Source organism: Psychromonas sp. KJ10-5, assembly GCF_055808325.1.
The window spans coordinates 3,368,198-3,387,925 of sequence record NZ_CM147864.1; the positions used below are offsets into that span (position 1 = coordinate 3,368,198).

At 37.6% G+C, this 19,728-nt stretch carries 19 protein-coding genes; 5 read left to right on the top strand and 14 right to left on the bottom strand.

Annotated elements, in window-relative coordinates:
* Positions 1-18 precede the first annotated feature (18 nt).
* The 6 genes from AC0L3W_RS14820 to AC0L3W_RS14845 form a co-directional block, all read right to left on the bottom strand.
* The gene (locus AC0L3W_RS14820; RefSeq protein ID WP_409440190.1) at positions 19-981 is read right to left on the bottom strand and encodes a metal-dependent hydrolase; all 963 of its coding nucleotides are present in this window, start codon (positions 979-981) and stop codon (positions 19-21) included.
* 134 nt (positions 982-1,115) lie between these two features.
* Entirely contained in the window at positions 1,116-1,469 is a 354-nt protein-coding gene (locus AC0L3W_RS14825) for a hypothetical protein (protein WP_290040183.1), read from the bottom strand.
* Positions 1,470-1,738: 269 nt separating this feature from the next.
* A complete protein-coding gene (locus AC0L3W_RS14830; protein ID WP_290040185.1) occupies positions 1,739-2,161 on the bottom strand; it encodes an META domain-containing protein in 423 nt (140 codons plus the stop codon).
* Between the two features lie 114 nt (positions 2,162-2,275).
* Positions 2,276-4,399 carry a RelA/SpoT family protein gene (locus tag AC0L3W_RS14835; protein ID WP_290040285.1) on the bottom strand — a complete coding sequence of 708 codons (2,124 nt, stop codon included), beginning with the start codon at positions 4,397-4,399 and terminating at the stop codon, positions 2,276-2,278.
* Positions 4,400-4,488: 89 nt separating this feature from the next.
* Entirely contained in the window at positions 4,489-5,337 is an 849-nt protein-coding gene (gene nfo, locus AC0L3W_RS14840) for a deoxyribonuclease IV (protein ID WP_409440189.1), read from the bottom strand.
* A 193-nt stretch (positions 5,338-5,530) separates the two neighbouring features.
* Entirely contained in the window at positions 5,531-5,809 is a 279-nt protein-coding gene (locus AC0L3W_RS14845) for a hypothetical protein (RefSeq protein WP_409440188.1), read from the bottom strand.
* Positions 5,810-5,885: 76 nt separating this feature from the next.
* On the opposite strand from AC0L3W_RS14845, the gene AC0L3W_RS14850 reads away from it, so the two are divergent.
* Entirely contained in the window at positions 5,886-6,122 is a 237-nt protein-coding gene (locus AC0L3W_RS14850; protein ID WP_290040191.1) for a DUF3624 family protein, read from the top strand.
* A gap of 29 nt (positions 6,123-6,151) precedes the next feature.
* Here the strand turns inward: AC0L3W_RS14850 and AC0L3W_RS14855 are convergent, their stop codons facing one another.
* The 4 genes from AC0L3W_RS14855 to yihI all read right to left on the bottom strand — a co-directional run bounded on the left by AC0L3W_RS14855 (position 6,152) and on the right by yihI (position 9,932).
* Positions 6,152-7,258: an anhydro-N-acetylmuramic acid kinase gene (locus tag AC0L3W_RS14855; protein ID WP_290040193.1), complete on the bottom strand. Its 1,107-nt coding sequence runs from the start codon at positions 7,256-7,258 to the stop codon at positions 6,152-6,154.
* Positions 7,259-7,261: 3 nt separating this feature from the next.
* The gene (hemN, locus tag AC0L3W_RS14860; RefSeq protein WP_290040195.1) at positions 7,262-8,629 is read right to left on the bottom strand and encodes an oxygen-independent coproporphyrinogen III oxidase; all 1,368 of its coding nucleotides are present in this window, start codon (positions 8,627-8,629) and stop codon (positions 7,262-7,264) included.
* 238 nt (positions 8,630-8,867) lie between these two features.
* The gene (locus tag AC0L3W_RS14865; RefSeq protein ID WP_290040197.1) at positions 8,868-9,347 is read right to left on the bottom strand and encodes a DUF2489 domain-containing protein; all 480 of its coding nucleotides are present in this window, start codon (positions 9,345-9,347) and stop codon (positions 8,868-8,870) included.
* Positions 9,348-9,359: 12 nt separating this feature from the next.
* A complete protein-coding gene (gene yihI, locus AC0L3W_RS14870; RefSeq protein ID WP_409440187.1) occupies positions 9,360-9,932 on the bottom strand; it encodes a Der GTPase-activating protein YihI in 573 nt (190 codons plus the stop codon).
* A 488-nt stretch (positions 9,933-10,420) separates the two neighbouring features.
* Here yihI and yihA point away from each other — a divergent pair, with 488 nt between their 5' ends.
* On the top strand, positions 10,421-11,101 hold the full coding sequence (gene yihA / locus AC0L3W_RS14875) for a ribosome biogenesis GTP-binding protein YihA/YsxC (RefSeq protein ID WP_290040200.1): 681 nt from the start codon (positions 10,421-10,423) through the stop codon (positions 11,099-11,101).
* A gap of 49 nt (positions 11,102-11,150) precedes the next feature.
* Here the strand turns inward: yihA and AC0L3W_RS14880 are convergent, their stop codons facing one another.
* Entirely contained in the window at positions 11,151-13,139 is a 1,989-nt protein-coding gene (locus AC0L3W_RS14880) for an ATP-binding protein (protein ID WP_290040202.1), read from the bottom strand.
* 204 nt (positions 13,140-13,343) lie between these two features.
* Between AC0L3W_RS14880 and prlC the strand changes: the two genes are divergently transcribed.
* Complete coding sequence (prlC, locus tag AC0L3W_RS14885) at positions 13,344-15,395, top strand: oligopeptidase A (RefSeq protein WP_409440186.1); 2,052 nt, start codon at positions 13,344-13,346, stop codon at positions 15,393-15,395.
* Between the two features lie 104 nt (positions 15,396-15,499).
* Here the strand turns inward: prlC and cobO are convergent, their stop codons facing one another.
* The gene (gene cobO, locus AC0L3W_RS14890) at positions 15,500-16,108 is read right to left on the bottom strand and encodes a cob(I)yrinic acid a,c-diamide adenosyltransferase (RefSeq protein ID WP_290040206.1); all 609 of its coding nucleotides are present in this window, start codon (positions 16,106-16,108) and stop codon (positions 15,500-15,502) included.
* A gap of 580 nt (positions 16,109-16,688) precedes the next feature.
* Between cobO and AC0L3W_RS14895 the strand changes: the two genes are divergently transcribed.
* Positions 16,689-17,900 carry a DUF945 family protein gene (locus tag AC0L3W_RS14895; RefSeq protein ID WP_409440185.1) on the top strand — a complete coding sequence of 404 codons (1,212 nt, stop codon included), beginning with the start codon at positions 16,689-16,691 and terminating at the stop codon, positions 17,898-17,900.
* 69 nt (positions 17,901-17,969) lie between these two features.
* On the opposite strand, the gene AC0L3W_RS14900 is transcribed toward AC0L3W_RS14895, so the two are convergent.
* Positions 17,970-18,599 (bottom strand): MBL fold metallo-hydrolase, encoded by a 630-nt coding sequence (locus tag AC0L3W_RS14900; RefSeq protein WP_290040208.1) that lies wholly within the window; start codon positions 18,597-18,599, stop codon positions 17,970-17,972.
* 201 nt (positions 18,600-18,800) lie between these two features.
* Here AC0L3W_RS14900 and msrB point away from each other — a divergent pair, with 201 nt between their 5' ends.
* The gene (gene msrB / locus AC0L3W_RS14905; RefSeq protein ID WP_290040209.1) at positions 18,801-19,244 is read left to right on the top strand and encodes a peptide-methionine (R)-S-oxide reductase MsrB; all 444 of its coding nucleotides are present in this window, start codon (positions 18,801-18,803) and stop codon (positions 19,242-19,244) included.
* On the opposite strand, the gene AC0L3W_RS14910 is transcribed toward msrB, so the two are convergent.
* Positions 19,241-19,678: a GNAT family N-acetyltransferase gene (locus tag AC0L3W_RS14910; RefSeq protein WP_409440184.1), complete on the bottom strand. Its 438-nt coding sequence runs from the start codon at positions 19,676-19,678 to the stop codon at positions 19,241-19,243. The two genes, msrB and AC0L3W_RS14910, sit on opposite strands and share 4 nt — an antisense overlap.
* Positions 19,679-19,728 lie beyond the last annotated feature (50 nt).

The following is a 19,728-nucleotide window of genomic DNA, read 5'->3' on the forward strand; positions in this document are numbered from 1 at the left end:
TCGATTAATTAACCGGGCTTAAAGGTGGAGCAACTCTAATAATTTTGTCCAATTAATTTTAGGGGCTGCCATTTTTTCGGATAATACAGGTTGCCATTGATTTTCGTCTTTGGCCAAACTAAATGCAAAGGGATAATAAAGTGTTAGCCCTACGCGTAGATCAGTCGCAATCAATTGACCTTCCTGTTTAGTAAACTGCAAAAAACCGCTGCTAAACCATTCTAAGCGCTCTAACTCAGTTGAGTTAAAGCCGTTTAATAGCTCCCGTCCAGTATCAAAAGGTTGCCATGATAGTGGCTGTTGATTAAAGGCGTGGGTGAAACTGACATAATATCTATCTTCTTGATAACTCAGAACTCGCCATAATAAGGTATTAAAAGGTGTGGGAGAAATAAATATCTCACCCGTCTGTGCTATTGGGTCATGTTGTAATTGCGTGTGGATTTGTACACGCTGTGCTTGGCCTTGAATAAGGTATAAGCAGCTTACTCCTAACATAACGGCATTGATTTTTTGCCACCTCACTGAGCCTCGTTTAACCCATAACCCAATGACGCCAAATAACAGAGGTAGGGTATAAAGAGGATCAATAATAAAGATGCTTGACCAAGAGATAGGTGGCATATTGATTGGCCATAATAGCTGGGTGCCATACGTAGTTAAAGCATCGAGTAAAGGATGGGTAATTAAAGGCAGAAAGATAACTAAGAATAAGGCTTTTTTATGAGAGCTTAATGTAGGTTTCAGGAGTAAAACTAAATAATAAATAACGATGCTTAATGCACTTAATACTAATAAAGAGTGGCTGAATCCGCGATGAAAAGTAAAGTCTTGAATAGCTGTTTGGTAATTTAATAATACATCTAAATCTGGAAGAGTGCCTAAAATGGCTCCTGTGACTAACGCTTTACGGCCAAAAGACTTTGTACCTACAATACCAGCAACACTAGCACCTAATGCTATTTGAGTGATTGAATCCATGTTTACTCTTTTAGTAACAGCTAAAATGCTAGTGTAATGCAATCGTAATTAAGCACAAATCAAGTTGACATAAAATCCATGATATTGCCTTTGGTTTTTATTTATTTAGCCTTGCTTTATGTTTGCTTCAACGTTCATTTAAAGTCATTTAGGCGCGTTAAAATAGCACTAAAAACAGCCGAAGGAATACTTCTCTCAATCTCATTTAAACTATTTTTTTTAAAGGTTTCACTGAGAAAGGCGCATAAATAGGTCAATGGTGCGTGAGCAAAAAGTTTAGGGTTCGATAGATAATCATGACCTCTGTGCATCATCCAAGCTGCATTATCTTCTTGATCCATAAAGTGACCACGTAAAATCACATCTTGTAATTTTTCTAACAGTTGACAGTAATCAAAATAGCCATTTTCAAAATCACCTTTATAGGACGCAATAAGGTTAATTGTGGCTTGCTTAGGTAAATTATTAAGTTGGTGTATATTACTCATTTCGAACCTCTCATTACGTTATTGTGCGTATTAAAAAAGCTGAAAAAATATCAGATAACAGCTAAAAATTAGCATATTTTTATGACGTAATTGTTATTGGAGGTTGCAGTTTTATGGAAACAAAAGTGGTGTTATTGGATTAGTGTGAGTGAGATCACTACTTTGAAATAAACAAGCACGATAGCTAAACCGTGAAGCTAATAAGTTATATTTAATGTCATTGGTATAAGTCGATTGTAAGCAAGCTAACAATCGACTTCATTAGATTATTATTTAGCTAATTGGTAAGTGAGTGAATGTTTGTTATTACCGATAATTAAAGAGTCATTATCAACCATGACATTTGACCAGTCACTAAGGACGCTAGTCACATCCATTTCAACACCATTTTTCAGTTCACCACACATTTTTCGTGTATTAGCCATTTTGCTAATGCGTAATTGGTTATCGCTGAATTCGGCTGTACCAACAAAGTTATTACAGCCTAGATTACCTGTGCTTTTATTAGCAGGATCAATCATTAATGTGCTATTGATTACAGTAGCCAATTGAATATTATCAATATGTGTTAATTTCCAATTGTGTTGTAGCTGCTCTATTTTTACTTCTTGCGGTATTATTTGTGTTTCTGCAGTACAAGCACCCAAAACTACACTGCTTAGAATAAGTGTAATCGCTTTAACAGTTTTCATAATATTTAATCCATTTAATATGTAGATATTGTTTATTTATTATTCTTATTATTAACAATATAAATGATACTTCTTATCATGTGAAGTAATTGATTTCGATACCATTTTTTTTGGTTATTTTTTATTGTTTCGTTTAACGCTTTTGACGCCGCTTAGCTTCTTAATTTGACGCATGATACGTGATAAATGTATGCGATTAATCACGGTTAAAGTGACGTTAATGGAATAAATTTGATTGGTCACCGCAGTGGTTTGTAAATCTATAACGTTAGCGTTACTTTTTGCTATCACATTAAACATTTTAGCTAAGCCAGCTTTATGATTTGCCATTTGAATAACCAGATCACTGGAATATTCATATTGGTTCATAAACTTCATGTCCCATTCGACAGCAATATACTTATCAAGTTCATTTTCAAATCCATTTACATTATGACAATTTGTAACATGGACCACCAAACCTTTTCCGCTACTGGTATGAGCTACAATCGGGTCACCTGGTAATGGTTTACAGCAATTTGCATAAGACAACATAATATCTTCTGCACCTTTAATAGCACTTTGGCGAATATTTTGTTTATGTTGTGATTCCGTTAGCTCACCTGCATTACCACGTAAACGTCTGGCAATGATTAAACTGAGTAATTTTCCGCTACCAATCTCATGTAATAGGTGATTAAAGCCATCGAGGTGATGATCTGCAATCACTTTGTCGATGTTCTCTTGAGGAATATCTGTTAAGTTGGTGGCATTCAATGCTTGCTTTAATAAGCGTCGACCTAATGGGATAGTGGTCGTTTGAGGTAACTGTTTAAGATAGTTACGAATACTGTTTCTAGCTCTATGTGTCGCTGCAAAGTTTAACCATTCAGGGCTTGGGCTAGCCTCTTTACCTGTAATTATTTCAATGGTTTGACCACTTTCTAGTTTTTGGCTTAACACTGAATATTCATTATCTACTTTGGCACCAATACAGTGATGGCCAATATTGGTATGCACTGCGTAAGCAAAATCTACTGCAGTCGCAAAAGCAGGTAATACGATAATTTTACCCTGAGGGGTTAGTACGTGAATATCGTTTTTACCCAATTCTTGTTTAATATTTTCTAACAAGACAATAGAGTTGGTGCTGTTATCTTCTTGTTCTGTTAGGCCTTGGAACCAGTTACGTGTTTGTAATTGTGCTGCGATATTAGTGGTCTTTTTACCTTCTTTGTAGCTCCAATGTGCCGCAATACCATGTTTTGCTACCGCATCCATATCTTCAGTACGAATTTGGATCTCGATATTCACACCTTGATGGGTGATTAACGTGGTATGTAGAGACTGGTAACTATTGGTTTTTGGTAAGGCAATATAATCTTCAAAGAATTCTAATTTTGGCTGATACAGATGATGTATCTGACCTAATACGCGATAACAAGTATCTAAGTCTTTTACAATAATTCTAAAAGCATATACGTCCATAACATCGTGGAATTGACAGCCTTTTTTGCGCATTTTTTTATACAGGCTATATAGATGCTTTTCACGACCAATCACTTGTGCATCGATAGACATTGAGGTTAATTGCTCAGATATCTCATCACAAATACTTTCGATGAAGTCTTGGCGATTACCGCGAGCTTTAGCAATGGCTTCTTTTAATACATGGTAACGAGCCGAGTTTTGTGCTTTAAAGGCAAGTTCTTCAAGTTCATTTTTTAAATGATGTAAGCCTAGGCGATTTGCAATTGGCGTAAAGATTTCAAAGGTTTCTTGAGCAATGCGTTGTCGTTTATCAAGGCGTAAAGAATCTAGGGTTCGCATATTATGTACGCGGTCAGCAAGCTTGATTAACATCACTCGAAAGTCTTTAGACATCGCAATTAACATCTTACGAATGTTTTGTGCCTGTGCTTGTTCACGATTCTCAAAATTAAACTTATCTAACTTCGTCACACCCTCTACAAGTTGTGCCACATCTGCATTAAATGCTTCTGCTAACTCTTCATGTGTAGTATCTGTGTCTTCTAATACGTCATGCATTAAGGCAGCTGAAATCGCTTCATAATCGAGTTTCATACCTGCAAGAATTTCAGCCACTGCAACAGGGTGGGTAATATAAGGTTCACCACTTGCTCTTTTCACACCATCATGTGCCGCATATGCATAATGATACGCGCGTTCGACAAAGGCAACATGCTCTTCTGTCATATAGGTTTGAATAGATGCTTTTAGTGTTTGGAACATGAATATTACTTTCCTTATTTTAACGTTACTTTAGTAGCATAATCGCAGTTTAGTGAGTTTCAAAGTATTTAATGCCATAAAGCAACAAATAGCGGCTAATCCGCTTCTGACCATTGTTTTAAACGACTTATCTCTTGTGGCCATAAACTTTCATCAGTGGTTTCTAAGACCAGTGGGATCTCATCAAAGCGTTTGTCTTTCATTATAAATTCAAAACAATCCCAACCAATTTCACCTTCCCCTAAAGGAGCGTGTCGATCAACACGGCTAGCAAAAGGTACTTTGCTGTCATTGATGTGCATGGCGCGTAAATACTCAAACCCCACTACATCTGAGTATTCTTTAAAGGTTGCTTCTGTTGCAGCCATGCCCCGTAAATCGTAACCTGCAGTAAAAGTATGGCAGGTATCAATACAAACGCCCACACGTTGTTTATCGTCGACTTGCTCAATAATCTTCGCGAGGTGCTCAAAACGATAACCTAAGTTAGTGCCTTGACCGGCTGTGTTTTCAATAATCGCTGAAACCGAACTAGTTTGCTGTAATGCAATATTGATTGATTCGGCAATGCGTTTTAAACAATCATCTTCAGATAGTTTTTTAAGGTGACTACCTGGATGAAAGTTTAATAAGGTTAACCCTAATTGTTCACAACGTTGCATCTCATCTAAGAATGCATTGCGAGATTTTTCTAGAGCTTCTGCTTCAGGGTGACCTAAATTAATTAAATATGAGTCATGAGGTAAAATATTTTGGCTTTGAATTTTATAACGTAAGCAAGCCGCTTTGAATTTACGGATTGTATTGTCGTCAAGTGGTTTAGCATCCCAACGTCGTTGATTTTTAGTAAATAAAGCGAAAGCTGTTGCCCCGATATCATAGGCATTTTTAGGCGCGTTAAATACGCCGCCAGAGGCACTAACATGTGCGCCAATATATTTCATTCATTAAGCTCTTAAATTCAAGTGGATAACCAGTATATCTAATGGTTACTGTAGGTCAAACAGTAAACGACTTAAGAGGTTATTTATTATAAGAGGGCGTTGAGATAGGGTGTAAAAAGTTTGCTTGGTGTCGGTAGAGTCTGTTTTAATTAGGGAGTTCTGCTGGATTATTATTGAATAGTGGTTGTGCTGATCATACTGCGGGGAGAGATGGAATAGTGCCCTCACTATTATTAGTTGAAGGTGTTGGTTGTGTTTGATCCCCTGTTTGCTGTTTTGGAGTGGGTGTTTTCTCTGAACTTTTAGTTTTGTTAAGTTCACTGCCGATACTATTAAAATTATCGATAGGCTCAATAAAGGTGTTTTTTAATAGCCCTTGTGTACCATTGTTATGTGGTACAGCTGAGTCTTTTTCTTCTGCCCCTACTGAAAATATTACCAGGGTAAATAAGAGACTGATAAAGTAATGCATAATGTTTGCTCAATAGATAAATAGTGGGTAAATATTAATCAAACTCATCTTGATTAACAAGAGATAGGGGAATTGAGTGGCTTGTAATCGTTGTATGAGTAGTGTTTTTAAAGATAAAATTGGCCGTTGCAACCAATGTATGGCGATTAACTTAGTGTTATTGATTGGCTTGTCCGGTATTTATTTATTGGCAAATGTAGAGCAATGGTTAGCGGTCCAACGGGTGGCTTTTCTAATGTTTCTTATGCTTACCGCTATTTTAATGGGATTACATTTAATCGCTTGGTGTTATTACCGCTTAACCGGTACATAGTCAATATACCTTGATTGCCAGACCAGGGTTTAGGGTAAATAAATACAGCCTAAAATCGCATCTCTACTGGCCCCAGTCACAGCTTTCAATGGGACTTTTCTTTCTAACATTCTTTGCTCAGCTAGCCAGGCAAAGGCAACGGCTTCTACATACATTGGGTTAATCGCTAAAGCATCAGTAGTATGTACTTGGTGATTTACCAATAATGCACTTAAACGTCCCATTAATAACGGGTTTAAGGCTCCGCCACCACAGACGTAAACCGTACCACCTTTACTTTGTAGTTTTATTTGATCGACAATTGTGAGTGCAGTGAATTCCAGTAGGGTACGTTGTACATCTTGTACTTGGTAGTTTTGCTTAGCTATTTGCTCAGTTAACCAAGAGAGATTAAATTTTTCTCGTCCCGTACTTTTGGGGGCAGCTAATGCAAAATAGGGATCGGCTAATAACAAATTCAATAATGACTGATTAACTATACCACTACTGGCAAACCAAGCATTTTTATCATAGGTTTGTTGGTGATGTAGATTAATCCAAGCATCCATTAACATATTACCAGGACCTGTATCATAACCAAAAGCATGTTCAGTGCCATTCAATACACTGATGTTAGCAATGCCGCCTATGTTTAAAATAATCCGTTGTTCACCGCTTTTTGCAAACAAGGCTTGGTGAAAGGCTGGCACTAAAGGTGCTCCTTGACCACCGTAAGCCATATCCATTCTTCTAAAATCAGCAATACAGGGGATTTGTGTTTGTGCTGCGATCACATTTGCGTCACCAATTTGTTGGGTAAAAGCGATCTTAGTATCAGGGGAATGGTAAATGGTTTGTCCATGACTACCAATAGCGCTGACAGAGGTGGCTTGAATATTTTCATTTTTCAGAAGGCTATTTACTGCTTGTGCACAGGCAACTGCAAATTGATGGTCTACTTCACCTAACTGATGCAGACTAGCGTGTTTTTCATTGCATATTGAAAGTAATTGCTGACGCAGCTCAGGTGCTAATTCGATTGCAGTACCGGCAATTTGTATAAAGCCTTCTTCGTTCCGTTCACATAGTGCAACATCAATTGCATCTAAGCTAGTGCCCGACATTAACCCTAAATATAAACCTGGTACATTACTCATTAACTAAATAACTCGAGAAAATTGTTGTTGGCGTGCTTGTTGACGCAAGTAAACATCAAAACACATGCAAATATTACGGATCAAAAGCTTACCTGTTGCTGAAACTTGAATGTGATGTTTATCCATAGTGATCAGTTGATCCTCTAAAAAAGGCGTTAATAATTGCATGTCATGCGAAAAATAATGATCAAATTGTATCGTAAATTGTTGTTCGATGGTGGTTTTGTTTAGACTAAAGTTACAGATTAATTGTTTGATCACCTCACGACGGATCAAGTCATCTTTTGTTAATTGAATACCACGCCATTGAGCATGACCTAGTTCTTCAACTTGTTGATAATATGCCTTGAGTTTTTTTTGGTTCTGGGAGTAACAATCGCCTATTTGGCTGATTGCTGAGACGCCCATTCCTAATAAATCAGCCTCTTGCTGTGTGGTGTAACCTTGAAAGTTACGGTGTAAATTACCTTGTTGTTGAGCTAGTGCAAGCTCGTCGTCTGGTTTAGCAAAATGGTCCATGCCGATAAATTGATAACCCGAGTTAGTTAATAATTCGATAGTTTGCTGCAACATAACTAGCTTTTCTGCCGGTTTTGGCATCTCATCTTCATTAATTTTACGTTGAGCTGCAAATAAACTGGGCATATGTGCGTAATTAAATACAGATAAACGAGCGGGATCTAAAGCGAGCACTTTATGTAGAGTATAAGCAAAACTTTGTTGGTTCTGTAGCGGTAGTCCATAAATCATATCGAGGTTAATGGATTGAAAACCTTGTTGTTTCGCACGCGCTAATAACTGCTCAATAAAAATCTCATCTTGTTCGCGATTCACCGCTTTTTGCACCGCTTTATTAAAGTCTTGAATCCCTAAACTCAGACGATTAAAACCCTCTTTTGCTAAATGATCTATGGTGCTTAATTCAATCTCTCTTGGATCAACCTCAATGCTTAACTCTGCATTTTTGGCAAAATTAAAATGTGTTCGTAGCAATGTCATTAAGCGAGTTATTTGCGCGGGTAATAAAAAAGTAGGTGTACCACCACCCCAGTGTAACTGGGTGACTACTCGATTTTTCATTCGGCTAGCTTGGTGAGCAATCTCTGTTGCTAAGTAATCTAAGTACTTATCTGCTTTTTCTTGGTGGCGAGTAATAATCTTATTGCAGCCACAAAAATAACAGAGCTTGTGACAAAAAGGGATGTGGATATATAAGGATAAAGGGCGTTCAGGGTATTGCTGTGTTGCTGCTGATAAATCGCTCTGATTAAAGCTTTCGTTAAACTCTAAGGCTGTTGGATATGAAGTGTAGCGTGGGCCACTATAATTGTATTTTTCAATTAGGGCTTGATCCCAAATCAGCTGTTGCATCTATCACTCTCTATTATGCTTTGGTTATGAGTGAGGGTAGAATAACAGCTAAATAGCACGTTTTTATTGAGCTGCATCAGTTGCTTAGCTAATAAAAAGTGCTATTGATTTAGACTAAATAATTTCAATTCTGGATAAGAAAAGCGAGTCAACACCGCTATTTATACGGATTTCTGCGTTAAATTATTTAATTATCTGATTTTATATAATGTTTCGCTTCCATTACTCAGAACTGAGGTTAAATAGTAAATTCTGCGAGTAGTGCGCTTTCTTTGATGATCGCCTCTTCCATTTCGGCTTCAAAAAGCTCGCGTCTCACGTCTAATATTTTAATCTCTTTTACCGGACGCGCCTTACGCTCTTCATGGGTTGGCATATCTTTAACTTTTTCAAACATTGCAGTCAAAGCAGGGTAGTCACCTGCAATATCAACTGGTTTTTCAAGTTGTAAGGTTTCTAATAATACCGTTAAACGTATTGCAGCTTCCGATACATTACATTGCTTTTGCATGGTCGCTTTAGCAATAAAACGAATACTTTCTACGATATTATCATTTCGCTCTTGGATTTTTTGTTGCTTAAACTCAGCCTGGGCTTGTTCTGCTTTTAATGCTCGCGCTTTATGGGTTTTAATTTTGTTAAGCAACATGCCTGCATAAAAAGCCAACGCTAAAATAACGACAACAGCGACAATTGCTAATATCATACTTGTATTCATATTAAGGTTAACCTATCTAAACTCGTCTAATGCAGAGCTTGCATCTTCAAATTGTTGCAATAAATCTTCTTCGCCTTCATCGTCCACCCAACCTAACTCTTTCATTAGTTCTTGGTGGCGTTTTAGTTGCTGATCAACCCAAGCTTGATCTTCTTTCGATAAAGCGTGGTCAGTTTCAGCTTGCTCTAAAAGATCATTCAAACGGTCATCATTTTCGATATTTGCTAACTCTTTCTCTGGTGAAATTTTAACTGGCGCCTTTTGTGGAGCCGGTGTGCTTTTAACCACTTTTACTTTTGGTTGCATATCGATTTTAGGCTTAACCGCTTCTTGCGGTTTGTCGTTAAGCGTAAGTGCAACTGGTTTCTTGCTGCCAACACGCTTGTCATTTTTTGCTTGGCGTTGGCTTTGTTGTGCACCTTGTTTGCTTTCAACTGCATTACGATTGCCGGCTTTATTACCTTTTAATTTTTCTTTACGTTTCTTTTCACGTGCTTCTTTTGCTTGTGTTGACGTTTCTTTTCTACGGCCATCAAATTTAGCGTCACTGTTACCCGCTGTACGGCTTTTTTTAGAACGAGACATGTTTATAGTTACCTTTAAATATCAGTTTTATCTTAATGCCATTAGTACATTTCATAACATTAAGAACAGTGGTGTTTACACACCAAAATTGGGGATGTTAATGATGCGCAGAATAACAGGTTTGTAGGGTGCTTAGCAATCAAGCAACCTTAATCAATGGCTATTTATTAGGTCTTAAATCTATGTGCTGTAGAATTATATTTAATAAGTCATTTTCATGAGCTAAACAACGCGTCTGAGACTTTCTATTGAGTGTAGGCTAAGCATAAGATTTTTATCACCTTTCGGTTAACTAGGAAACATGACTTAACTTATTCTGAAGAGATCTTATTACCTGGAATTTGAGCGCAATAAATTTTCATCATCGCTCTATTTAATTCCTAAAGTTTGTTGAATTAGCCGTGCTATAATGCGCACAAATAAAAACCGTCATAAGATAGTTTTTCAAGAATATAATAAATTGCTATATAAAACAGATGAGGCATATCGTGGAGTTTCCAAAAATACATTTTCAAAAAGCGCACTTTTTAATTAGTGCACCAGATATTCGTCATTTAGATAAGCATTTACCTGTTGAGAGTGGTATTGAAGTTGCTTTTGCGGGACGTTCTAACGCTGGAAAGTCAAGTGCTTTGAATCGTCTTACTCGTCAAAAAAGCTTAGCAAGAACCAGTAAAACACCTGGTCGAACGCAGTTAATCAATGTGTTTGAAGTGGAAGAAGGTAAACGCTTAATTGATTTACCTGGTTATGGTTTTGCGAAAGTACCATTAGAGATGAAACTGAAATGGCAAAAGTCGCTAGGTGAATACCTACAAGAGCGTGAGTCACTAAAAGGATTAGTGGTACTAATGGATGTTCGCCACCCTTTTAAAGATCTAGACCAACAGTTAATTTTTTGGGCTATCGATGCCAATATTCCTGTGTTAGCGCTATTAACTAAAGCTGATAAGTTGAAACAGGGTGCTCGTAAAGCGACATTACTAAAAATGCGTGAAGAAGCAAAAAACTTTGAAGGCGATGTACAGGTAGAACTGTTTTCATCATTAAAAGGGTTAGGTGTTGATGTATTAGAGCGTAAAATTGCGCAATGGTATGGTGAACATGATTTGCTTGAAGTTGAACAAGAAACAGTAGAAACACCAATACAAGAAAACGACGAAAACTAGCCATTTAATCCCTGTTGTAGTGGCTACGACAGGGATTTATACCTCTTTATTATCCGTTCATACTGGCACGATAGGGAATAGACATAACAAAGCGTGCTCCCTCTGCTTCAGCGATATATTCAATATTTCCTTTAAATAATTGACTGACGATATTGTAAACAATATGTGTACCTAAACCGCTGCCACCAGAGCCTTTTTGAGAAGTTACAAAGGGGTCAAACACACGTTGTGCAATATCTTCAGCAATGCCTCTTCCGGTATCTCGGTAATCAATAATTAATGTTTTATCCTGTAATGCAATATTGATGAAAATATTGCGTTCGCCTGGCCAATCGTGAAAACCATGAATAATAGAGTTGATGATGAGGTTCGAGTAAATTTGTACAAAGCTGCCAGGGAAACTATACATAGAGAGTGCCTCTGGGCAATCAATATGCACCTGCGTTTTACTTTGTTTTATTTTGTGTTTTAAAGAGATTGCGACTTGTTCAACATTTTCTTTCAGGTTAAATGAATAACAAGATTCTGATGATTGATCTACTGCAACTTGTTTAAAACTGCTGATCAGTTCAGCTGCTCGTTTTAGGTTACTATGTAGTTGCTTACTTGATTCTTGAGATTGTTCTACAAAACGGTTTAAATAAGATCGAGAAATTTCATCTTCATGAAGGTGCTCATTCAAGGCTGTAATCTCTTCTTGTAAAGCGGAGGCTGTGGTCACACTCATACCAATAGGCGTGTTAATCTCATGTGCAACGCCAGCCACTAAACTGCCTAGCGAAGCCATTTTTTTAGACTCCACTAAGGTTTGTTGGGTACGTTTTAGTTGCTCAACAGTCTGTACCATTTGCGCATTACTTGCGGTTAATGCTGCGGTTCGTTTATTGACTTTATCTTCTAATTGATCGTTAAGTTGCAGTATTTGCTGTTCAACTTGTTTTTGCTGAGTAATATCGTGACCAAAGCCAATTAGATACTTAATATCCATGCCTTCATAGAAAGCTGAGAAGGTCCAGAGTAGGGTGTTTACTTCCCCCATCTGGTCGTGCATCTCTATTTCAATCCCATCTAAAGGCTCATTTTCAGATAGCTTTTCTTGTAACTCAGGTTGGCGCTCTGCTAACACAAAAATGTCTAACCAATTTTTCTGGTTTAACTCTTCTTGAGAGTAACCAGTTAGTATAACCGCTGCTGGGTTAATGGTGGCTATTTTGAAATCTGCATCTAAGCAACAGATGATAGTACTAGAGGAGTTAATTATAGTGGCTGAGAAATCTCGCTCTTGTTGCAATTCATTAATGGCTATCTCTTTATCAGTTAATTCTGCCACGATCCGTCTTTGCATCTTATTCAGTAGGTAAACCAATTCATCTAACTCATCATTGGAAGTTGATAGGTTGGCTTTTCGTCCATCCAGTACCAAGTTTTTATTGTGAGAGGAAAGCTTGATATGACGTGTGTACAAAGCGATTTTATTGATATGTCGAATCACAGTGTAATAGATAATGAGTAGAATACTGAGGGCAACAACCATGATCTTAAGTGTTTGGTTAACTAAGATGGATAGCGCATTATCAAGTAATTGCTGGTAAACCTGATCTAAAGAGGCCGCGACAAATAAAGTGCCTACCACTTGTCTTTGGTGTACTAAATCAAACTTTGCACTTATGTCATACTTCTCTTGAAATATACCTTGATGAGAAATAGCTACTTCAGTATTACCTACCACTTCATAGACTTTAACGTATTGCATATAAGGCAAGTTTATAATGCCTTTGCTTTGGGCTTCGATTTGTTCTTTATCAAAGTTCCAAAGGCTATTTGCTAAGGGCTCTACAAAGCTAGATTCAACTTGAGCTATATTGGCATTAATTTTGGCTAAGTTATTTTGATAATCGAATAATAGCTGTAATAGGGTAATAATCACAGCCAGCGCAAAGCTGCATACTAAAACGTAAGAAAACAGACGAATCGACAAACTATTTTTCATTCTAAAAGATTGTAAATTAATTAATGATTGCATTTTATTTCTTAACATTTATATGAACCTACTACCCAAATCGTTGTAGGTAAGACTACCATTTAGACCTCGCCTTTAAAATATTTATGAGTCGCTAAGTCATTATATTAGATAAGTTTTAGTTATTTGCCCGAAATATATGTTTGCTTACGGTGCTGATACCTTGAATTTTACGATTCTTAGCCTCATATTATTAGTTCCTTCTCAGATAAGATGAATGCTATGACTACAATAAAAGATTCAAGTTTATTAAAAACAGATGGCCTTCCTTTGTTTAGCCAATTAAAAATCGCTGAAATTGAGCCGATTGTTAAACAAACTATTGCCGATAATAAAGCCTTAATTGAACAAAAATTAGCTGAGCTAGATACCTACACTTGGGATAACTTTGTTGCCGTATTAGATGAAGCAGATGACCATCTTGGCAAGCTTTGGTCCCCAATTTCGCACATGAACTCAGTGGTCAGTAACGATGAATTACGTACAGCACATGATGCTTGCCTTGGTTTGTTTTCAGAATATGGCACTTACGTTGGCCAACACCAAGGTTTATATGAGGCATACCTCAGCATTGCTAACAGTAGTGATTTCTCAGAATTAACAGGCGCACAACAAAAAGTCATTGAAAATGAACTACGCGACTTTAAATTAGCGGGTATTGCACTAAGTGAAGAAAAACAAAAACGCTACGGTGAAATTAAACAACAACTTTCGCAGTTACAATCAACCTTTAGCAATAATGTTATGGATGCGACATTAGCGTGGAGTAAATTAGTGACAGATCTTGATCTGTTAGCTGGTTTACCAAAAACAGCGATTGCAGCGGCACAACAAGCGGCGCAAGAAAAAGAGCAAGAAGGGTACTTATTTACTTTAGATTTCCCAAGCTACTTAGCGGTAATGTCTTATGCTGAAAATCGTGAACTACGTGAAGAGATGTACACGGCTTTTGCGACACGTGCTTCAGATCAAGGACCAAATGCCAATGAGTTTGATAACAGCGATATCATTGAGCAAATTTTAGCATTACGCCATGAACTAGCACAGTTACTTGATTTTAATGATTACGGCGAATACAGCTTAGCAACTAAAATGGCTGACGAACCCGAACAAGTGATTGATTTCTTAACTCAACTTGCTGAAAAGTCAACAAAGCAAGCAGAACAAGAACGAGATGAAGTATTAGCCTTTGCTCGACAAAAAGATGGTTTAGAAACGTTAGAGTCTTGGGACTTAAGCTATTATGCAGAGCTGTTAAAACAGCAACGCTACCAAATCTCTGATGAACAGCTACGCCCTTACTTCCCAGAAAGCCGAGTAGTATCGGGTTTATTTGACGTTGTAAATCGCCTATTTGATTTAAACATTAAAGAGTCAAAAGACGTCGATGTGTGGCATCAGGATGTGCGTTTTTTTGAAATCTATAACCGTCAAAAAGAGCTAGTAGGTAGTTTCTATCTTGACTTATATGCTCGCGCGCACAAACGTGGTGGAGCATGGATGAATACATGTCGAGGTCGCCGCCGTAAGGTTGATGGTAGTTTACAATTACCAGTGGCGTACTTAACTTGTAACTTTAATAAACCAGTGGGTGAACAAGAAGCGTTGTTTACGCATGATGAAGTAGTAACACTGTTCCATGAGTTTGGTCACGGTCTTCACCATATGTTAACCAAGGTTGAAGCCTCTGGTGTAGCTGGGATTAATGGTGTTGCATGGGATGCTGTTGAGCTACCAAGTCAGTTTTTAGAGAACTGGTGTTGGGAACCAGAAGCATTAGCGTTAATTTCCGGACATGTTGATACGGGTGATACTTTACCATCTGATTTATTGAAAAAGATGTTACAGGCTAAAAATTACAATAGTGCATTACAAATGGTTCGTCAGCTTGAATTTTCACTGTTTGATTTCTTGTTACATCATCAGTATCAGGCTGGTCATACTGGCCAAGCACAAGTGGTCTTAAGTGAAGTGAGAGCTAAAGTTGCAGTGATTAATGCACCGTCATTTAATCGCTTCCAACATAGTTTTAGCCATATTTTCGCTGGTGGTTATGCTGCTGGTTATTACAGTTACAAATGGGCTGAAGTATTATCTGCAGATGCGTTCTCACGTTTTGAAGAAAATGGTATCTTTGATGCAGAGACAGGGCGTTCTTTCTTAAATAACATTCTTGAGAAAGGGGGGAGTGAAGCACCAATGACCTTGTTTAAAAACTTTATGGGACGTGAGCCATCAATTGATGCGTTATTACGTCATTCAGGTATTCAGTAAGCTGGACGAACAGTTCTAGCTGCAATTAAAAAGGGCTTGTCGTTATAATACGACAAGCCCTTTTTGTTTTAATCAGCTGTAGCGATTACCTAGTAGTATGGTTATTACCACTCAATGCCAGCTTGTGCTTTTACGCCATCTTTAAAAGCATGTTTTTCAGCAAGGATCATACTGTAAGTATCAACCGCATCGATTAATTCTTGTTTTGGACCTCGACCGGTTAATACTACATTCATGTCACGAGGACGATTTTTAAGTGCATCTAGTGTTGGTTGTAGTTCAAGGTACTGATATTTAAACATGTAAGTGATTTCATCTAGAATCACCAACTGGTATGAATCATCAGCAAGCAATTCTTCCGCTTTTTTCCATGCTTTCTCTGCACTGGCAATATCATTCTGACGGTTTTGAGTTTCCCAAGTGAAGCCATCACCCATAGTGTACCAATCAACATTGTCATGACTGTTAAAAAACTTTTCTTCGCCTGTCGACATCGCACCTTTTAGGAACTGGACTACTGCAACTTTATGGCCATGTCCTAGTGAGCGCGCTAACATACCAAAAGCAGAGCTACTTTTACCTTTACCTGGGCCGGCTAATAAAATACTGACACCACGCTCTTCTTTAGCAGCAGCGATCTTTTGATCTTGTTTTTCTTTCACTGCTTTCATTTTCTTTAAATGTTTTTCTTCTGAGATTTGGTCAGTAGCCATGTTGTGTTCCTTATCAATAATATAAAGCCTACAAGGGCAGACTTTTAATAGTGGAGTTGCGTGATGCATTTACTCCGCTTTAGTGCTTTCATTAATATAATGTAATCAATAATACCTGAAATGGTTGAGGTCAGTGAAACTGCTCTTTAACAGTCATCAGAGACTTCGGCTCTTTGCAGATAATATCGCTAATAATTAACGACATTGTAAAGCTCATACCCGCAATAAACCAGCATCCGCTTTGTTATTACTTACGCTCTTTAATCCTTTTAGGTTTGATTTAAGTTGTTACTCATGAATATTTTTGTCTGATGGAATCCTGAAAGTTATCGCAACGCCTGTCTGAAGCAATACTAGAAGGGGTCATAAAAGCCCCTAGAGATAGGTTCTATCATCAAACTTATTTACGTAAATCGGTTAACACTGCAGTTTGATTTAATTTATTTTAGTCAAATCTACCTCTATATGTGCTCTGACTATTGTAATCTATAATGTTTTACATAAATAATGAGGTAAATCTCACTCTCTTTTCTATTGATTTGAGCGTGTCTTAATTATCCGCTTTTTTGATGAGGTTATAATGAGAAAATTATTCATTATAAGTATATTAATCGTAGGTTGTCTGTTATTGGGTAGCACTTACTTTGTTGGCGTTCAAATAGAAAAAACATTAAAGGAGCAAATTGCTCAACTTGATAGCCCTGATGTGGATGTTCAGTTACTTGATTATCACAAGTCGTTCTTTCATACTCACGCAGATTTTAAAGTGTTAGTTTCTCTGCCAGAGCGCGCGCCGTTAGAGATTATAATGGCATCTGATATTACTCATTACCCTTATAAAGCTCGTTCTGTGAATACAATGCAATTATCTGATCAAGCGTTGCAGAATAAGTTGAACACTTTCTTCCAAACCGAAGATTGGTTTAGTTCTACAGAAGAAATTAATGTGTTTGGTAAAGTACAAGGCAAACTATCTCTACCTAAAGGTCTTTATGAAACGTCACAAGAGACGTTAAATACAGGGCCATTAACATTAACTTATGATTACGACTTAAAAAACCAACAAAGTGATATGAAGTTGAACTGGGGTGGTTTTAATGGTGTGGTAGAAAGCGATCATTTTGCGGCAAAGGATATCTCTATTGTCGCTTCTTTTATCAAATTAGAGGCTGCGAATCTCGTCGATTATCAATACAAAGCTGATATTGGAGAGTTTGATTTTCAACGTGCGGATAAACAGCTGACCTTACAACAGGCTAGTTTAAGTGGCGCGAGTACAACCGCCGATGACCGATTAACACTGAATAGCCAAAATACATGGAAAGTGAAAAGTTTACACAATGGACCACAAACGTTTACTGATACTGAGCTCTCTTTAGCGCTTAATAAATTGAATATTGCAGCATTGAACGAGTTGAAGATGAATATCGATGATCCTGAGGTTATGCACAAAGCCTTAAGTTACTTAGTGAGTTTAGGTGTAAATGTTGATTTGGATAAGCTCCATTCAAAAACGCCTTGGGGGCAAGTGAGTGCTAACTTGAAAATGGATGTTCAACCGAATGTTGCGTTACAAACTGTTACTAATAATCCACTGATGTTAATTGATTACAGTAATGGAACTTTAAATCTCAGCTTACCGCAATCGTTACTTGGGGAGTCTGTTTTTACAGGCCTTTTACAAATGGCTTTAAACAATGGCATCTTGGCTCAAGACGCAGATAAATTAAGTTTACAGGCAACTTTAGATAGAGGGGAGTTGATAGTAAACGATCGAGTCATACCTATGTAGTTCGGTCAGTTTTATAGGCATTAAAACTGCGAATAACCACTACACAAAGTGATTATTCGTTAATGACCCTTAACGTAAGTAAGGATTGTTTTTTTGCTCTTGGCCAATGGTTGTGGTTGGGCCATGACCTGGGTAAACCAAAGTATCCTGTGGCAGTGTTAACAATTTCTGTTTAATACCTGAGATCAATTGTTGATGATTGCCACGCGGGAAGTCTGAACGCCCTACTGCGCCATTGAATAAAATATCTCCAACAATAACTTGTTTGCTTTTGCCGTCAAATAAAGCGATATGACCCGGTGTATGGCCAGGGATATGTAAAATATCGAGTTTAATATTCCCTACCTTCAACGCTTCACCTTCTTCCAGCCACTTTGTTGGTTCAAAACTAGTGGTGTGTGGAAAACCAAACATTGTACTTTGTGTTTCGAGTTGCTGTAGCCAGAAAGCATCTTCTTTCTCAGGCCCAAGTACTGGAATATCGAGTTTTTCTAACAGTGCTTCTGTGCCACCTACGTGATCTAAATGTCCGTGTGTTAAGATAATTTTATCCACAGTCACATTATAATTTTTCACCGCACTTAAAATACGTTCACTTTCTCCGCCGGGGTCAATAATCGCTGCTTTTTTGGTTTCTTCACAAATGATTAAACTGCAGTTTTGCTGGTAAGGGGTAACGGGAATAACCACGACTTTCATTGCAAATCCTTATACTTAATTATATCGAATATGAGGGATATTTTACCTGCTTGAAATGAAGAACACATAATTAAATTGTTGCTAATGGACTTGTAAATAATCACAGGTGGTCTTTTTCAAAGAAATGACCGTAATCTTTGTGTGTTTTTCTTTTATTGAAAACATCGTACTATCGACTACCTATAAGAGAGAGGAAATCGCATGAGCAAATTTGAAAAGCCATCACAGGATGCATTAAAAACCCAATTAAATGAAATGCAATACCAAGTGACTCAATTGGAAGGTACTGAACCGCCTTTTAACAATATCTACTGGGATCACCGAGAAGAAGGTATCTACGTGGATATCGTGTCCGGCGAACCTTTATTTAGCTCTTTAGATAAGTTTGATGCACATTGTGGTTGGCCAAGTTTTACTCAGCCGATTGAAAATACCGAACTAACCGAAAAAGTTGATACTAAACTGTTTTCTCAACGTACTGAGGTGAGAAGTGCACAGGCCGACTCACACTTAGGGCATGTATTTGACGATGGCCCTGCGCCAACGGGATTACGTTATTGTATTAATTCAGCATCATTACGCTTTGTAAAAAAAGAGGAAATGGCAGAACAAGGTTATGAGCATTTATTAAACTTATTTTCTTAACGCGTGGAGTTGCTTACTTTGTAGCTCATTGATAGTAAAGGGGTACGATTATTGTAACGAGAATACTGCTCGGCTAGTTTGGTAGGTAGCAACTCCGCTGACAGTAATTGAAACCCTAACTGCTGATAAAACCTCTGTAGATGTGGATAAGGAAAACAATAAACGGTTTCCGTTTGTAACCTTAAAATATATTGGATTAATTGGCTGGCCAACCCTTGATGACGATAAGCAGGGTCGCAGGCAACACCAGTTAATAACTTATTACCATCTACTTCTTTTAACCTTGCTGCACAAATTATTTGGTTTGTCTTTAATACAAACACCCGTTCGCTTTTGTTCGCTGCTCCTTTCTTGTATACCTGCTTATAAAATTGGTTTACTAAAGGGATTTGTAGCTTATCCAGTTCGCCACATTGTAATGTCTTAACATCCATCGAAAATCCTGTTTATTTGTTTCAAATGCTTGATAAGGTATTATGAATAA

Excerpts from the sequence above, each read along its gene's own strand:
- AC0L3W_RS14910 (WP_409440184.1), bottom strand. The coding sequence starts at position 19,678 with ATGGATGTTAAGACATTACAATGTGGCGAACTGGATAAGCTACAAATC.
- AC0L3W_RS14845 (WP_409440188.1), bottom strand. The coding sequence starts at position 5,809 with ATGCATTACTTTATCAGTCTCTTATTTACCCTGGTAATATTTTCAGTA.
- AC0L3W_RS14825 (WP_290040183.1), bottom strand. The coding sequence starts at position 1,469 with ATGAGTAATATACACCAACTTAATAATTTACCTAAGCAAGCCACAATT.
- AC0L3W_RS14895 (WP_409440185.1), top strand. The coding sequence starts at position 16,689 with ATGAGAAAATTATTCATTATAAGTATATTAATCGTAGGTTGTCTGTTA.
- AC0L3W_RS14830 (WP_290040185.1), bottom strand. The coding sequence starts at position 2,161 with ATGAAAACTGTTAAAGCGATTACACTTATTCTAAGCAGTGTAGTTTTG.
- nfo (WP_409440189.1), bottom strand. The coding sequence starts at position 5,337 with ATGAAATATATTGGCGCACATGTTAGTGCCTCTGGCGGCGTATTTAAC.
- AC0L3W_RS14865 (WP_290040197.1), bottom strand. The coding sequence starts at position 9,347 with ATGAATACAAGTATGATATTAGCAATTGTCGCTGTTGTCGTTATTTTA.
- hemN (WP_290040195.1), bottom strand. The coding sequence starts at position 8,629 with ATGCAACAGCTGATTTGGGATCAAGCCCTAATTGAAAAATACAATTAT.
- AC0L3W_RS14820 (WP_409440190.1), bottom strand. The coding sequence starts at position 981 with ATGGATTCAATCACTCAAATAGCATTAGGTGCTAGTGTTGCTGGTATT.
- prlC (WP_409440186.1), top strand. The coding sequence starts at position 13,344 with ATGACTACAATAAAAGATTCAAGTTTATTAAAAACAGATGGCCTTCCT.
- cobO (WP_290040206.1), bottom strand. The coding sequence starts at position 16,108 with ATGGCTACTGACCAAATCTCAGAAGAAAAACATTTAAAGAAAATGAAA.
- AC0L3W_RS14900 (WP_290040208.1), bottom strand. The coding sequence starts at position 18,599 with ATGAAAGTCGTGGTTATTCCCGTTACCCCTTACCAGCAAAACTGCAGT.
- msrB (WP_290040209.1), top strand. The coding sequence starts at position 18,801 with ATGAGCAAATTTGAAAAGCCATCACAGGATGCATTAAAAACCCAATTA.
- yihI (WP_409440187.1), bottom strand. The coding sequence starts at position 9,932 with ATGTCTCGTTCTAAAAAAAGCCGTACAGCGGGTAACAGTGACGCTAAA.
- AC0L3W_RS14880 (WP_290040202.1), bottom strand. The coding sequence starts at position 13,139 with ATGTTAAGAAATAAAATGCAATCATTAATTAATTTACAATCTTTTAGA.
- AC0L3W_RS14855 (WP_290040193.1), bottom strand. The coding sequence starts at position 7,258 with ATGAGTAATGTACCAGGTTTATATTTAGGGTTAATGTCGGGCACTAGC.